Origin of the sequence: Shewanella sp. SM69 (assembly GCF_025653985.1) — a bacterium.
GTDB classification, from domain to species: domain Bacteria; phylum Pseudomonadota; class Gammaproteobacteria; order Enterobacterales; family Shewanellaceae; genus Shewanella; species Shewanella oncorhynchi.
Genome location: NZ_JAKKRV010000003.1, coordinates 59498 through 74748 on the forward strand (window position 1 = coordinate 59498; position 15251 = coordinate 74748).

A 15251-nucleotide genomic window follows, 5' to 3' on the forward strand; every position below is an offset into this window, starting at 1 on the left:
AAAACGACGCCTCTGCGTCGTTTTTTTTAGAGTTCTATTAGACCTAAATGGCTCATCTCTGCATTAATTAGGCTGTTGTATCAATTGTTGGTACGAGAGTAGTTGAGGATTTGACCGCCAAAGGGCGCTAATAAAAATTCAGTGTGAATGGGTTTATGTTGCGTGTGTTCGTAACCTAAGGTGACCATACGTTTACTGAATTTGGCATGATTACCACGGCCTGGATCGACTAAGACCACATCGCAAACCGGTTTAGCATGCTGCTCAATAAATTGTGACAACAGATCGGCATGCTCTTGTTCGTACAAGAGATCGCTACCGATGATCAGGTCAAATAAACCTAAATTAGTTTGTGCATCTGCCCACCCTGTTCGAACAAACGGAATCGCACGACCATGATTTAAATCGACATTCTGTTTAAGGAAATTCTCCGACTCGGGGTGATAGTCGGTTGCTGTGATGTCGGCATGTCTGTGGTTTAGCACTAGACTTGCCAGCCCTATACCGCAGCCAACTTCAAGAATGCGTTTATTATCAATTTGATAATCGGCCATATGATGGGATAGCACTTGGCTAGACGGCCAAACTATGCCAAATAATGGCCAAGTTGCGGAGGAAATACCGAGCTTTTCAGCTTCGCCATCTATGTCTTCAAATTCTTGGTTATTTCTTAGGGTTCTGACATGAATGTCGAGATCCCCAAATTCGTGGGTTTGGTAGCGCACGCGAAGCTGTGCCATAGAGTTGCCTTGACTGTGTACCTTGGTTAAGGAACGAGGTAATGGTACCAATCATATTGGCTATGCAGACACAGTTACTGTGATTGGTATAAGGCCACGTCTAATCGTTCACCTTAACGTGGAACGCGCAATCAGCCTAATGTATTCGCAGACAATTGCGGGATAACACAGGTTAACTGAGTGTCAGCCTAACAACCTTGGGTGTTGATATCATATTGCGGCGCAGTGTTGGCATCGCTGGCTTGGGTGTAGCGGAAATAGCATTGGTCATCATTCACTAAGGAATTGTTGTTAAGATCGTAGCCTATATAAGTGATATCAATGCCTTGATATTGAATGATAAGTTTATCATCTGAGGTGATCCATTTTTCCACATCAGTATTATCGAGGTAACCCCATTTTAATCGTGTATCTGGCGTGCCATCACCATTGAGGTCGATATCAATAATATCATCGCGCCCAGCTACCGCTTGGCTCAGTAGGCTAGGCATTTGGGTTTTTGAGTAAGCTAGCATATTGGCTGTTTTAACGCTGGCCTGTACTTGGTTTAAGGTTTGTACCCGCGCTTCATTACTTAAACCGATAAATCTAGGCGCGGCGATCACAGCCAAGATCCCAAGCACAATAATCACAACGACAAGTTCAATTAAGGTAAAACCTGCCACATCTTGTTTATTGACTTGGTAATGCATGGCCTCAATCCTATTGCGCTTTAAAACGTCGGGCAAGACCGAGTAGAACGATTAAACCACAGAGTATCAGTAGGGGCATTTGGCCTAATTTTGCAAACCAAGTTTGTCCTGTGACTAATGGAATGGTTGCACTTAGCACACCTATTTCAAACTGTGGCAATGACGCTGTGATATTGCCATGCTCATCGACTATGGCTGTCACGCCATTGTTGGTTGCGCGTAATAGAGGTCGACCCAATTCAACCGCGCGCATTTGAGCGATCTCCATATGCTGTAATGGCCCATTTGAGCTACCAAACCATGCATCGTTAGAGACAGTTAATAGTATATCTGTCCCTTGATTAACGTTGTCGCGCAACTGTTCGGGAAAGGCTATTTCATAACAAATTGCTGGCGCGATTTTATGGCCTAGTGCGCTGAGATTAGGCTGTTGATATTCGCCTCGCGTAAAGGACGACATGGGCAAATTAAAGAAAGGTGCTATCGGGCGCAGCAGCGCTTCAAAGGGGACAAACTCGCCAATTGGCAACAGATGGTGTTTCTTAAATTGATTGCTACCATCGCCCTCATAGTCTGGGCCTGCTTGTTGTTTCTGATTATGATTACCAAGCACAATCAATGAATTATAGAACTCATTGTTTTGATGGCTAATAATGCCTGTGATAATTGAGGTATGGTTTAGATTGGCGACTTTATTGGCGTTATCTAAAAAGTCCTGCACCATAGATTCTGGCGCTGGAATTGCTGCTTCTGGCCAAATAATGATATCGGCATCCAGATGTTCGCGGGATAAATCCATGTATTTTAACAGCGTCGGCCACAGGGCATCGGGTTCCCACTTCATGCTTTGGGGAATATTGCCTTGCACCAGTGCCACTTTAACATTTTCACCCGTAGGATGAATGTCCCAAAGTTTAGGCGCAGCCCAAACGGCCAGGATACTGAGCGGCAGTAAAAGCAGTAAACTCTTATAACGCTTAGTAAAACAAAGTGCTAATGCACCAGCGAGCATGGCCAATACAAAACTTATTCCCAGTGTGCCTATGATACTGGCAAGGGGTTTTAACGGCCCTTGAGTTTGCGAGTAACCCGCCCATAACCAAGGGAAGCCTGTCATTACCCAGCCACGAGCCCATTCGGTCAAGGTCCATAACGCGGGGAATAGGGCGAGATTACGCCAAAGACCAAATCGAGTTTTACCATCATGGCTAAGCGTTTTAGTTAACCAAACCAGCGCTAAACCAGTTAGAGCGGGATACAAGGCTAAATACAAGGCTAACAAGGCCATTAACCCAACGGAGGCAATGAGCGGCATACCACCAAAGGTATCCATGCTCACGTGAACCCAGCTGATCCCTACGGAAAAACAGCCAAATCCAAAGCTTAACCAATAGTAAAAGCTTGCCTTAGCGCTCAGCGTTCGGCTGTGCCAGAGGGCAATAGCCATGGCAAACGGATAGATTATCCAAATGGAATAGGGCGCAAATGAAAGCGCCGTACTGGCGCCAAGGGCAAATGCCAGTACGAGTCTCAAAGCACTAGGTTGGGACTGTTGTTGGGCAAAAGCCCGGATTTTTTTTAGCACGAGTGATTATTCTACGTCTTCGCCAGTATTAGGATCGGGGAGTTTAACTCTGAGTTGGATTAAACGCCTAGTGTCAGCATTGATGACTTTAAATTCTATGCCTTCAATGATGATGCTCTCGTTACGTTCTGGCAGATGGCCAAAGGCGTGTGAGACTAAGCCACCGACGGTATCAAACTCTTCATCGCTGAATTCAGTGTTGAATTCTTCGTTGAAATCTTCGATTGGCGTCAAAGCTTTAACCATATAAACCGTGTTACCGACTTTGCGGATCTCGGTTTCTTCAGTGCTATCGTGGTCGAATTCGTCTTCAATCTCGCCGACAATTTCTTCAAGAATATCTTCGATAGTCACAAGACCCGATACGCCGCCGTACTCATCAACCACAATCGCCATATGGTAGCGTTGAGAGCGGAATTCTTTTAGCAGAACATCGACGCGTTTGCTTTCGGGCACAACCACGGCGGGACGGATCACGCGATCCAGTGAGAAGGGCTCATCACTGTTGGAGAAACCGTAAGGGATCAAATCTTTGGCAAGCAATATGCCTTCGATATGGTCTTTATCTTCGTTAACAACGGGGAAGCGCGAGTGACCTGAACCAATCACAGTCGCAAGTAACTCTTCGACCGAGTTGTCTATCTGGAGGGCGACAATTTGAGCTCTTGGGATCATGATATCCCGAACACGCATATCAGAAACGTCTAATACACCTTTTATCATCTCGCGGGTGTCTTGGGTGATCAAATCGCGCTGCTCGGCACCATCAATCACATCGACTAGATCTTCGCGATTTTGAGGTTCGCCCTGAAATAGCTGACTTACTCTATCAAACCAACCTTTCTTGTGGGCGTTCGTACTAGGGGGGATATCGTCACTCATAGTTTTCTCATTAGCTTTTGATAGGGATTATCTTAGCTAATTATTGTTCCTTATATGGGTCAGTAAAACCTAAGCTTTCAATGAGTTGAGTCTCTAATGACTCCATCTCTTCGGCTTCTTCATCGTCGATGTGATCATACCCTAGCAGATGCAAGCAACCATGTACAACCATGTGTGCCCAGTGCGCTTCTAGTGGTTTTTGTTGTTCACGGGCTTCATTTTCAACGACTGCCGCGCAAATGACAAGATCTCCGAGTAAAGGAAGTTCAATTTCTGGTGGTGCTTCAAAGGGAAATGACAGTACATTGGTCGGTTTGTCTTTACCGCGATAGGTATTGTTGAGCATTTGGCTCTCGCGGCTATCGACGATACGTATGGTTAATTCAGCTTCATCCATGCTATTGCCAATTGCGGTAGTGACCCAAAGGGCGAATTGTTCGTCCGTTGGTAGCCACTCACTGGTGCTGGCATGTTGAATATCTAAGGCTAACTCAAGACTCATGTGTTGCGGCTTCCTGCTGTTGCTTTTGGTACTGGCTTTCTTTTTTGGCTTTTAATGTTTGCTCTTTTAACTCGAAGGCTTCATAGGCTTCAACGATACGGGCAACCACAGGATGGCGCACTACATCTTGGGAGACAAAAAAGTTAAAGCTGATTTCTTCGACTTGGCTTAACACTTCAATCGCGTGACGTAGTCCTGACTTTTGATGTTTAGGTAAGTCGGTTTGAGTGATGTCGCCTGTGATCACCGCACGGGAATTGAAACCGATACGGGTTAGGAACATCTTCATCTGCTCGATTGTGGTGTTTTGGCTTTCATCGAGAATAATAAAGGCATCGTTCAGGGTACGACCGCGCATATAGGCAAGCGGCGCCACTTCAATCACATTTTTCTCGATGAGGCGTTCCACTTTTTCAAAGCCAAGCATTTCGAACAGGGCATCGTAGAGCGGACGCAAATAGGGGTCTACCTTTTGACTTAAGTCACCGGGTAAGAAACCGAGTTTTTCACCCGCTTCCACCGCAGGGCGAGTCAGCAGAATGCGGCGCACTTCTTGGCGCTCTAACGCATCTACTGCCGCTGCTACGGCAAGGTAGGTTTTGCCCGTTCCTGCAGGACCAATACCGAAGGTAATATCGTGACGCGTAATATTGGCCACATACAAGCTTTGATTCGGATTGCGTGGCTTAATGACACCGCGGCGGGTTTTGATATTAATACCGCTGTCGTCGTTAGCGTCTGCTTGCTCTAGGGCAATGGCCGCTTGAATAGCGATATGGACTTGCTCAGGCTCAAGATCGGGCGTGCTGCCTTTAACCGTTTGGGTCTCGATGTAGAGTTCTTTGAGTAAGTTGTTGGCGCTTAAACAATTGCGTGGCAGTCCGGTGATCTGGAAATGATTGTTCTTACGGACGATTTCGACGCCAACGCGACGTTCTATCTGCTTGATATTGTCATCGAATGGACCGCACAGTGAAGCCAAACGGCGTGTTTCTGCGGGTTCGAGATACAGATTCATGGTAGTTAATTTACTGGACAAATAGCACTCCCAATAGCGAATAAGAAAGCAAGGTACGAGGTTGGTTAACCATCGCAAGATAATTTTAGTTTACGAGCCATAGCCGATAATTGCTAACGGAAAATAACAATTGCCTCGGTAGACTTAAACAAAAGTGCGTGAAAGCAAAAGGGCGACTAAGTCGCCCTTCTTTATATAGGTATTTTTTAAGTTAAGCCGATTTAGCGCTTATGGCTTAAATTGAGTCACACCCAGTTCATCATCTTGCTTGCGCTTGGCCAGAATTTCAGCAGGACGCAGGCTACGACGTAGATCCATTTCATCTTCGCCGCGGATAAAGACACCGCGCAGTGAGTTAGTGTAAACGTCGACAATTTCGACATCCACGAAAGTACCAATGTGTTTTGGTTGACCTTCGAAGTTCACCACTCGGTTGTTCTCAGTACGGCCGCGCAGTTCCATAGGATTTTTCACCGATGGCCCTTCAACCAGAATACGTTGCACTGTGCCCATCATGTGGCGGCTGTAGCGCATGGCTTGCTGGGTGATGCGGTCTTGCAGAATCGCCAGACGTTGTTTTTTCTCTTCCATATCGACGTTATCGGGTAAATCCGCCGCTGGCGTGCCCGGACGTGCGCTATAGATAAAGCTGAAGCTGTGGTCGAAACCTATGTCTTCAATCAACTTCATGGTATCGGCAAAGTCTTCTTTGGTTTCGCCAGGGAAGCCAATGATAAAGTCCGAGCTGATTTGAATCCCTTCACGGGCTTTACGCAGGCGGCGGATGATTGACTTATATTCAATCGCCATATGGCCGCGTTTCATCGCCGTGAGAATACGGTCAGAACCCGATTGCACTGGCAAGTGCAAGAAGCTTACAAGCTCAGGGGTATCTTCGTAAACGTCGATGATATCTTGTGTAAATTCAATCGGATGACTGGTCGTGAAGCGGATGCGGTCAATACCGTCGATGGCTGCCACGAAACGCAGTAATTCCGCAAAGGTACAGATAGCGCCATCGTGAGTTGCGCCGCGATAGGCATTCACGTTTTGGCCGAGCAAGTTTACTTCGCGCACACCTTGCTCTGCCAATTGGGCGATTTCAAGGATTATATCGTCCGATGGACGGCTGACTTCTTCGCCGCGAGTATAAGGTACAACGCAGAACGAGCAGTATTTGCTGCAACCTTCCATGATAGACACAAACGCGGTTGGGCCTTCGGCGCGTGGCTCTGGCAGACGGTCGAATTTTTCTATTTCAGGGAAGCTGATATCGATAACCGCTTTGTCGCCACGGCGCACTTGCTCGATCATCTCGGGCAGACGGTGCAATGTTTGTGGTCCGAAAATAATGTCGACACATTGGGCTCTGTCTTTAATGGCTTTGCCTTCTTGTGAGGCAACGCAGCCGCCCACGCCAATAATCAAATTGGGATTTTTATCTTTAAGCGTCTTCCAGCGTCCTAGCTGATGGAACACTTTTTCTTGCGCTTTTTCGCGGATAGAACAAGTGTTGAGCAGGAGAATGTCTGCCTCAGACGCTTCTTCAGTCAAGGTATAACCTTGGTATTCGCCTAACAGATCAGCCATCTTGGATGAGTCATACTCATTCATTTGACAGCCCCAAGTCTTGATATGGAGTTTCTTACTCATCAGTTGTGTCGCCCTAAGATGACCAATAAAAATAGCGCGACATTTTACCTGCTGTTACGGCTGCTGACCAGCTTTGTCCACACTTTTAGCTGTTGGCTTTTGCCAAGGGCGATACCCTCACAAATGCTAGGTTTTTATTGTTCGGCTGCATTTGGGCAAGATTAATATTGTTAACATGCTGAGCTTTCGTTATTTCCAGTAAACTATTTCGGGCTTGAATGCCTATGTCTTCACGGATTTCGAATCGAAATGCGCTCAACATTTCCGTGGTATCTTGATATAAGGCATAATCGAGCGGGTTTGTGAAAAGTCGCTTAGGCAGAAATACAGAAGGGCTTAAAGGTGCTAACTAAGGTAGTAACTAAGGTGGTAAGTAGGATGAGCCAGATTGAAGAGACACATGCACAGATGATATCCGACACCACAGATTCTAACGTGACTCATTCTGACGTCACTCATGCAGAAGGCACTCGATTCGATGTCATTCTTGTCGGCGGCGGCATGGTTGGTGCGGCGACGGCAATTGGATTAGCCCAACAGGGTTTGCAAGTGGCGGTGATTGAATCTTTTGCGCCAGAAGCTTATCAAGCCGAACAGCCATTAGATGTGCGAGTCTCGGCCATCAGTGTGGCTTCTGAAACGCTGCTTGAACGTCTTGGCGCCTTGGACTCATTGCTCAAGATGCGTAATGTGCCTTATTTGGGCTTAGAAACTTGGGAGCTTGATGGCTGCATCACCCAATTCCACTGTTCACAAATTGGCGCCAGCCATTTAGGCCATATAGTCGAAAACCGTTTAATCCAACTTGCCCTGTGGCAACAGATGACACAATTGGCAGGCATCACCTTATATTGTCCCGATAAAGTGGTGGCATTTACCCCCGATAGCGACGGTGTGAGCGTGCACTTACAGTCAAATAGTAAACTGACCGCTAAGTTGTTGGTTGGCGCCGATGGTGCTCACTCGCAGGTACGCCAATGGGCGGGAATTGGCATTTCGGGTTGGGATTACGCTCAATCGGCCATGTTGATCAATATCAACACCGCACAGGGGCAACAGGATGTGACTTGGCAGCAGTTTACGCCCAAAGGACCGCGTTCATTATTACCTTTACCAGGCAATAACGCTTCGCTGGTGTGGTACGACGATGCCAATCGAATTAAGCAGTTAATGCAGCTTAATCATAAACAGTTGGCCGAGCAGATACGTTTGCATTTCCCTGCGCGCTTAGATGCCGATTTCACCGTTGAGAATAAAGGCAGTTTTGGCCTCACTCGTCGGCATGCCCAGCGCTACTATAGTCAGAACGTGGTGATTTTAGGCGATGCCGCCCACACCATTAATCCCCTCGCTGGCCAAGGGGTGAACCTTGGGTTTAAGGATGTCGAAGCGTTTTTGGCGGTCATCAAGGATGCATTAGCTCAAGATAATATCTGGTGGTCGAATGAGGTGCTTGCCCAATATCAGCGCAAGCGTTATCGCGATAATCAATTGATGATGACGGCGATGGATTTGTTTTACGCCGGTTTTAACAACGATATTCTGCCGCTAAAGCTGCTGCGTAATGGCGCGTTAAAGTTAGCAAACATCAATTCCCCGCTCAAAAAGACTGTCCTTAAATATGCTATGGGGCTTAATTAACGCTTTGTTGTTCTGTGTTCTGACCTTATGTTCTGCTCCTGTCCGATGACGTGGCATTTGTTGACTTGGGGTTTGAGTGCTAAAATGCCGCGTTTTTAGCTGGTATGGTCAGTTCAGTCGGCGCTTTGCGCGGCTGTCATCGACGAAATAACGATATTGAGTGTCATGAGCGAAATAAAATTAATAGTTGGTCTGGCTAATCCAGGTGCTGAATATGCACACACTCGCCATAATGCGGGGGCTTGGTACGTACTTGAGTTAGCGAGAATTTGCGGCGTGACTTTAGTGGCTGACAGTAAGTATTTTGGCTTGACTGCCAGAGCCTTATTGCACGGTAAAGATGTCCGCTTATTGATCCCAACGACTTATATGAATTTAAGCGGTAAAGCGGTTGGCGCTTTGGCGAATTTTTTTCGTATCACGCCGGAAGAGATTCTGGTCGCTCACGATGAACTCGATCTGCCGCCCGGTGTGGCTAAGTTTAAGCTCGGTGGCGGTCATGGCGGCCACAATGGTCTGAAAGATATTATTGCTAAACTGGCTAACGATAAAAACTTCTACCGTTTACGCTTAGGTATCGGTCATCCTGGTGATAAAAACCAAGTGAGTGGTTACGTACTGGGAAAAGCACCTGCTAAAGAGCAAGAACTTATCGAGGCGGCGATAGATGAAGCTGTGCGTTCTACCGAAATTTTGTTTAAACAAGACATGGTGAAAGCCATGAACAGATTACACTCCTTTAAAGCGGAGTAGGTTTTGCCTTTGGCGAGACTCAAGTGTTAAGTGATTTAATTATTCAGTAATGTGCTGCCATAGGGCAGGACGACTAAACCTCGCTGATGAGTGTGACTTGTCAGCCAATAATCGAGAGAAAGGTAAGCATATGGGTTTTAAATGCGGCATTGTTGGTCTTCCTAACGTAGGTAAATCAACGCTTTTTAATGCGTTAACTAAGGCTGGCATCGAAGCGGCTAACTTCCCGTTTTGTACCATTGAACCTAACACTGGTGTTGTACCTGTGCCGGATCCACGTCTGGATGCGTTAGCTGCGATTGTGAATCCACAACGTGTGTTACCTACTACCATGGAATTCGTGGATATTGCGGGTCTTGTGGCTGGCGCATCTAAAGGCGAGGGCTTAGGTAACAAGTTCCTCGCTAACATTCGTGAAACCGATGCTATTGGTCATGTAGTACGTTGTTTTGATGATGACAACATTGTTCACGTTGCTAACAAGGTTGACCCAGCTGGCGATATTGAAGTCATCAACACTGAATTAGCGTTAGCTGACTTAGACAGTTTAGAGCGTGCGGTTCAGCGTCAGCAGAAACGTGCTAAAGGTGGCGATAAAGACGCTAAGTTTGAAGTGGAAGTATTAGAAAAAATGCGCCCCATTTTAGACGAAGCTAAAATGTTGCGTTCAATGGATTTATCGAAAGAAGAGCTGGAAGCGGTGGCTTACCTGAACTTCTTAACCTTAAAACCGACCATGTATATTGCTAACGTGGCGGAAGATGGTTTTGAAAATAACCCGCACTTAGATGCCGTTCGCGCCATTGCTGCGACTGAAAACGCTATCGTTGTTGCCGTATGTGCGGCGATTGAATCTGAACTGGCCGAGATGGAAATCGAAGAGCGCGATGAGTTTATGGCAGATCTGGGTATCGAAGAACCAGGTTTAGATCGTGTGATCCGCGCAGGTTATGAATTACTGAATCTGCAAACCTATTTCACCGCAGGCGTGAAAGAAGTGCGTGCTTGGACTGTGCCAGTGGGTGCGAGTGCTCCGCAAGCGGCAGGCGTTATCCATACCGATTTTGAACGCGGTTTTATCCGTGCCCAAGTGATGGCATTTGACGACTTTATTGCCCACAAAGGTGAAGCTGGCGCGAAAGAAGCCGGTAAGTTACGCGTGGAAGGTAAAACCTATATTGTTAAAGATGGCGATGTGATGCATTTCCTGTTTAACGTATAACAAAGCTTATTCACGCTGTAAGTCTCGATAAATTAAGCTAAGTATGAGCAACAAGGTGTTATTTAGCACATCTGTTGCTCAGTTTGGTGAAGTAATAGCCGAACAGCTTAACCTAAGGGAAATAGCGAAAAAAAGCTGTTGACCTAGATACCTCGAATAAGCATAATACGCCCCGTTCCTCGCTGAGAGGGGCGCGTAATATCGATGTGGCAATGTAGCTCAGCTGGTTAGAGCACAGCACTCATAATGCTGGGGTCGCAGGTTCAAGTCCCGCCATTGCTACCATTTTATTTAAGATAAATTTCTTATATAAAATGAATCACGATTTTACTCTAGCATTAATTGCTAGCATCTCTTCACGATGTAAACATGAAACTGTGCGGGAATGGTGAAATTGGTAGACACGCCAGATTTAGGTTCTGGTGCCGCAAGGTGTGAGAGTTCAAGTCTCTCTTCCCGTACCATTTTTAGATATATGAATTTAGAAACATCGGCGATAGCGGATGTTTGAAACAGAGTTAGTTGGGGTATCGCCAAGTGGTAAGGCACCGGGTTTTGATCTCGGCATTCCAAGGTTCGAATCCTTGTACCCCAGCCATTTTTCTCAGTTTCCAAGTTGATTGGGGTATCGCCAAGTGGTAAGGCACCGGGTTTTGATCTCGGCATTCCAAGGTTCGAATCCTTGTACCCCAGCCATTGGCAATGTAGCTCAGCTGGTTAGAGCACAGCACTCATAATGCTGGGGTCGCAGGTTCAAGTCCCGCCATTGCTACCATATTTAACTCTGTTAAAGTGATTTATCAGAGAAAAATCCAAAAATGTTGAATAGACAATTTTGGTACATTTTGATGCGGGAATGGTGAAATTGGTAGACACGCCAGATTTAGGTTCTGGTGCCGCGAGGTGTGAGAGTTCAAGTCTCTCTTCCCGTACCATCAAAATGCAATCTTCTATAGAAGATTAAACAAGTTTATTGGGGTATCGCCAAGTGGTAAGGCACCGGGTTTTGATCTCGGCATCCCAAGGTTCGAATCCTTGTACCCCAGCCAAAAAGTTAAAAAGCCTGTCTTCGGACAGGCTTTTTGCTTTTTAAATTTTAACTATTTTCAGCTTAGCGTTATTTTGCTTTCAGTTTCCCTTCAATTAGCCCGTCCAGCCTTTCCCTTGTCTCTATAATTCCCGTTGGTTGTGGCAATTCAGCTATTTTCAAAGTTAATCCACAGTGCCATTTGAGCTGGCACTGTGGTGATCCGTTTTATTGCTTTTTTACTTCAGGAGTAACAGGTGGCGATTTTATTTCTGCTGGAGCCGCTGGAACGGCGACTTTTGCAGCCGCTTCAGTGCTATTGATTGGCATTGCAGCATTCTTAATGACGGCATTCTCTGTGACCGCACTATCAATAACGGCACCTTGGGCCGCTTTAACATCACCTGTTGCAACGGCTTTGACAGCATCAGGTATTGCTAATTGTTGCTGTACTTGATTTGCGCCCGCTTCTAAGGCTTTTTGTTGTAACTTCTGTGGATCGGTATAGTCGGCTAATTCCTTCGGCCAACTTGGGACCCGTTTTTCTACCTGATTACTGAGTTGCTCAGAAATCACTAAGGGTGCACCGCCTTTCATCAGCATGACTGCCATTTGGTTGGTGTCTGAGTTCCAAACTAGACCCGCTTTTTCGGCCATTTCGGGGACCGGGGTGTAAGTTGACACTAAGTAGATGAGTGGACCTTCCTGTTGGATCTTGTCGGCCGTTTTGAGCAGGGACAGGGTGGTATCGTAATTTTTACCCAGCAATTCCTGCATACGGTTCTTGATGAGCGGTTGTTCGAATAATCCGACATCGTTCGGATCTAAACCGACAAGGGGTTTAAGCAGGGCCCACATGAGCTGGCCTTGGGGTGACATTAATAAGAGTGGTGCAACGCAGGCGTTGAGCATTAATGCGAGCCACACAATATGCAGGCAGCGCATTTTTTTGAGCAGAGATGTACTCAAGATGATATTTCCTTGGAAGTACCAGCAAGTCGCCGGCGGCGGATTGTAGCTGATTGGCATAAGGTAAACGAGAGGGTGGCAAAGTAAATTTTAAGCAAAAAAATTAACCCAAATGTTGGATTTTATCCTCCTGAATTTGAAAGGTATTTACAGGTGATACAATAAATTATTTGCTGCTAATTTAATCGAAGGTAATGGTTTTTGAGTGCTAAAAATAGATTCACTCCTAAGTGCTTTATTTTTAGCACTTATTTTTCTTCTTACTTTTTAACTTCTTTTTCAGTATTGAATATGTAAAGTTTGTAAACTTTGTTCTGTTTGATAATCGATCTCATTTAATCTCGGCGCATTAAATTAGTTTAATGCAGCTCATTTCTATCTTTAGCTGCATAGGGAAAGCAGACTCTGGAGGTATTTCTCTTCGGTTTGTTTTTGAGAGTGCATCATTGAAATTAAGAGTCAGTAAGTCGTCTTTGTCCTTTGCCCGCATTATTCATGTTTATGTGTCTATGGCTTTATTGTTGCTGATGCTGTTTTTTGCGGTGACAGGTATAACGTTAAATCATCCTAATTGGTTTTCTCAAACTGATCAGGAACCTAAGCGGGAACAAGTGCCAATCCCTGCCTATTTGTTACCCGTTAATGCCCAAGACTCACAATGGCGTCTGGCTGCGGGTCATTGGTTGAAAAGTGAATGGGCTATGGATATGGCGAGTGCCGATATCGATGAAGATGAAATTAGTTTAGTCAGCAAAGGGCCCGGCACTTACCGCAGCCTGACATTGGACTTGCTCGACGGGCAAGCCTATGTCGAAACCTTAGATTACGGTGTCGTTGCCGTAGTGAATGATTTGCATAAGGGCCGTAACACAGGCACAGCTTGGGCTTGGATACTCGATCTCAGCGCTGTGCTTATCATTTTATTTTCGCTCACTGGGGCTTATTTGTTGCTGCCTCAAACCAAGCGCCTCAAAAAGTCATTGTTATACATGGTACTCGTCAGCAGTAGTTGCGGGCTTGTGTATGTTTATTTTGTTCCATAAGGAGTGTAGACCGAGTATGCGTCATCTTATTCGTACCATTGCGGTGAGTGCTTTGTTTGTGAGTTCAGCTGCGTTTGCTGCGCCACAAATGACAGTCGATTTAACCTTGCCGGAAATTACCGAAGGCCAATACCATAGACCTTATGTGGCTGTATGGGTTGAGGATGCCCAAGGACAACCGGTAAAAACCTTAAGCCTTTGGGTTTGGGATGAAGGTCATAAATGGCTTAAAGACATCCGTCGTTGGTGGCGTAAAGCCGGACGCGAAGATATGAGCTTTGTTGACGGTATTGCATCTGCGACACGTCCCGCGGGTCATTACAAAATCGATTGGGATTTAAAAGATGAGGCGGGAAAAGTGCTTGAACCTGCCACTTACACTGTATTTATTGAAGTGGTGCGTGAACACGGTGGTCGCGATCTTGTACGACAAAATATCGATTTAGCTGCGGGAGATTTCTCTGTGCAGTTGCCCGCCACGACAGAAACTGGCGTTATCGACTTGCGCTTAAGCGGCATGGCTCGTTGAGTCAATCCATTAAATATTTAGCCCGTATATTAATTTTTAAACTTAAGGAAAAGGCATGAAATTACGTCTTATTGCATTACTTGGCACACTTTGCATTAGCCCATTGGCAAGTAGCCACGACAGATGGATTTTACCTAGCCACTTCAACGTTTCGGCTGAAAGTGAAGAAATTGTGTGGATTACTTCAGATGTGTCTGCCAGCAATCAAGTGTTTATGATGGATAAACCTTTTAGTGCCAGTGATGTGCGTGTATTACAGCCAAATGGAAAACCAACGTCTCCAAGCTCAAGTTACACGGGCGGACGTAAGTCGGTGTTTGATGTGCAACTGATGCAAGATGGCACTTATAAGTTTGAAAAAGAAGTTTCACCTCGTTATTTTTCTCAGTATAAAGTTAAAGGAAAAGAAGGGGTTGTACGCAGCCGTATGGATAAAAAAGCCACAACTGCTGCTATGCCAAAGGGAGCCTATGAACTTGAAAGTTCTTTAAATGTGTCGCGGGTTGAAACCTATGTCACACGTAATAAGCCAACTGAGGAAGTGTTAAAGCCTAAGGGGGAATATTTAGAACTAGTACCTGTGACTCATCCTGCAGATATTGTTGAGAATGAAGCTGCTACCCTGCAATTTGTTTTCGATGGTAAGCCCGTTGAAGGCGTTAAAGTAGCCATTATTAAAGACGGTAGCTTATATCGAAACAAACCAGAGGAAATCGAATTTACCTCAGATAAAGACGGTAAAGTTTCAATGATCTTACCTTCAGCAGGACGTTATCTCTTACATGCGGCAATTGAGCGCCCTAATTCAGATAAATCCCTTGCTGATAAAACAGTTAGTGAAATCTTTTTGACCTTTGAGGCTGGGCTTGAATAAATGAGTTAACCTCTATTTGAGGTTTTTGCTTTGAGTCTTTATGCCCACAGTCTAAATGGCGAGTGGGCATTTTTGTACCCATTTCGAGCTAAAAATTGTGCGAAATTTCCTTAGGTATACA

General features: G+C 45.7%; 14 protein-coding genes and 7 tRNA genes. 13 read left to right on the plus strand and 8 right to left on the minus strand.

Annotated elements, in window-relative coordinates:
* Nucleotides 1-80: 80 nt before the first annotated feature.
* The 7 genes from L5M37_RS06140 to miaB all read right to left on the minus strand — a co-directional run bounded on the left by L5M37_RS06140 (nt 81) and on the right by miaB (nt 7072).
* Nucleotides 81-740, minus strand: a complete 660-nt coding sequence (locus tag L5M37_RS06140) for a class I SAM-dependent methyltransferase (RefSeq protein ID WP_263199809.1) — start codon at nt 738-740, stop codon at nt 81-83.
* Between the two features lie 188 nt (nt 741-928).
* A complete protein-coding gene (locus tag L5M37_RS06145) occupies nt 929-1432 on the minus strand; it encodes a Tfp pilus assembly protein FimT/FimU (protein WP_263199810.1) in 504 nt (167 codons plus the stop codon).
* 10 nt (nt 1433-1442) lie between these two features.
* Nucleotides 1443-3017: an apolipoprotein N-acyltransferase gene (lnt, locus tag L5M37_RS06150; protein WP_263199811.1), complete on the minus strand. Its 1575-nt coding sequence runs from the start codon at nt 3015-3017 to the stop codon at nt 1443-1445.
* Nucleotides 3018-3023: 6 nt separating this feature from the next.
* A complete protein-coding gene (corC, locus tag L5M37_RS06155) occupies nt 3024-3899 on the minus strand; it encodes a CNNM family magnesium/cobalt transport protein CorC (RefSeq protein WP_006082742.1) in 876 nt (291 codons plus the stop codon).
* A gap of 40 nt (nt 3900-3939) precedes the next feature.
* Nucleotides 3940-4401, minus strand: a complete 462-nt coding sequence (gene ybeY / locus L5M37_RS06160; protein ID WP_105251690.1) for an rRNA maturation RNase YbeY — start codon at nt 4399-4401, stop codon at nt 3940-3942.
* Entirely contained in the window at nt 4391-5440 is a 1050-nt protein-coding gene (locus tag L5M37_RS06165; RefSeq protein WP_028761469.1) for a PhoH family protein, read from the minus strand. Before L5M37_RS06165 ends, ybeY begins: the two co-directional genes overlap by 11 nt.
* Nucleotides 5441-5647: 207 nt before the next feature.
* Entirely contained in the window at nt 5648-7072 is a 1425-nt protein-coding gene (gene miaB / locus L5M37_RS06170) for a tRNA (N6-isopentenyl adenosine(37)-C2)-methylthiotransferase MiaB (RefSeq protein WP_006082739.1), read from the minus strand.
* 378 nt (nt 7073-7450) lie between these two features.
* On the opposite strand from miaB, the gene L5M37_RS06175 reads away from it, so the two are divergent.
* The 10 genes from L5M37_RS06175 (at nt 7451) to L5M37_RS06220 (ending at nt 11737) form a co-directional block, all read left to right on the plus strand.
* On the plus strand, nt 7451-8713 hold the full coding sequence (locus L5M37_RS06175) for an FAD-dependent monooxygenase (RefSeq protein WP_263199813.1): 1263 nt from the start codon (nt 7451-7453) through the stop codon (nt 8711-8713).
* A gap of 165 nt (nt 8714-8878) precedes the next feature.
* Nucleotides 8879-9466: an aminoacyl-tRNA hydrolase gene (gene pth / locus L5M37_RS06180; protein WP_113939293.1), complete on the plus strand. Its 588-nt coding sequence runs from the start codon at nt 8879-8881 to the stop codon at nt 9464-9466.
* Nucleotides 9467-9596: 130 nt separating this feature from the next.
* Nucleotides 9597-10688 (plus strand): redox-regulated ATPase YchF, encoded by a 1092-nt coding sequence (ychF, locus tag L5M37_RS06185; RefSeq protein ID WP_028761466.1) that lies wholly within the window; start codon nt 9597-9599, stop codon nt 10686-10688.
* Between the two features lie 208 nt (nt 10689-10896).
* Nucleotides 10897-10973 (plus strand) — tRNA-Met (locus L5M37_RS06190).
* A gap of 94 nt (nt 10974-11067) precedes the next feature.
* A tRNA-Leu gene (locus L5M37_RS06195) sits at nt 11068-11152 on the plus strand.
* A gap of 59 nt (nt 11153-11211) precedes the next feature.
* Nucleotides 11212-11286, plus strand: a tRNA-Gln gene (locus tag L5M37_RS06200).
* A 23-nt stretch (nt 11287-11309) separates the two neighbouring features.
* Nucleotides 11310-11384: transfer RNA gene (locus L5M37_RS06205), tRNA-Gln, on the plus strand.
* 2 nt (nt 11385-11386) lie between these two features.
* Nucleotides 11387-11463, plus strand: a tRNA-Met gene (locus L5M37_RS06210).
* A gap of 75 nt (nt 11464-11538) precedes the next feature.
* Nucleotides 11539-11623, plus strand: a tRNA-Leu gene (locus L5M37_RS06215).
* A 39-nt stretch (nt 11624-11662) separates the two neighbouring features.
* Nucleotides 11663-11737, plus strand: a tRNA-Gln gene (locus L5M37_RS06220).
* 206 nt (nt 11738-11943) lie between these two features.
* Here the strand turns inward: L5M37_RS06220 and L5M37_RS06225 are convergent.
* Nucleotides 11944-12660 (minus strand): hypothetical protein, encoded by a 717-nt coding sequence (locus L5M37_RS06225; RefSeq protein WP_173248574.1) that lies wholly within the window; start codon nt 12658-12660, stop codon nt 11944-11946.
* A gap of 470 nt (nt 12661-13130) precedes the next feature.
* Between L5M37_RS06225 and L5M37_RS06230 the strand changes: the two genes are divergently transcribed.
* Genes L5M37_RS06230 through L5M37_RS06240 form a run of 3 tightly spaced genes read left to right on the plus strand, consistent with a single transcriptional unit; the run spans nt 13131 to nt 15130 of the window.
* The gene (locus tag L5M37_RS06230; RefSeq protein ID WP_263172665.1) at nt 13131-13727 is read left to right on the plus strand and encodes a PepSY-associated TM helix domain-containing protein; all 597 of its coding nucleotides are present in this window, start codon (nt 13131-13133) and stop codon (nt 13725-13727) included.
* A 16-nt stretch (nt 13728-13743) separates the two neighbouring features.
* Nucleotides 13744-14256, plus strand: a complete 513-nt coding sequence (locus L5M37_RS06235; RefSeq protein ID WP_263199815.1) for a DUF2271 domain-containing protein — start codon at nt 13744-13746, stop codon at nt 14254-14256.
* 55 nt (nt 14257-14311) lie between these two features.
* Nucleotides 14312-15130 (plus strand): DUF4198 domain-containing protein, encoded by an 819-nt coding sequence (locus L5M37_RS06240; RefSeq protein WP_263199817.1) that lies wholly within the window; start codon nt 14312-14314, stop codon nt 15128-15130.
* The last annotated feature ends 121 nt before the right edge of the window (nt 15131-15251 follow it).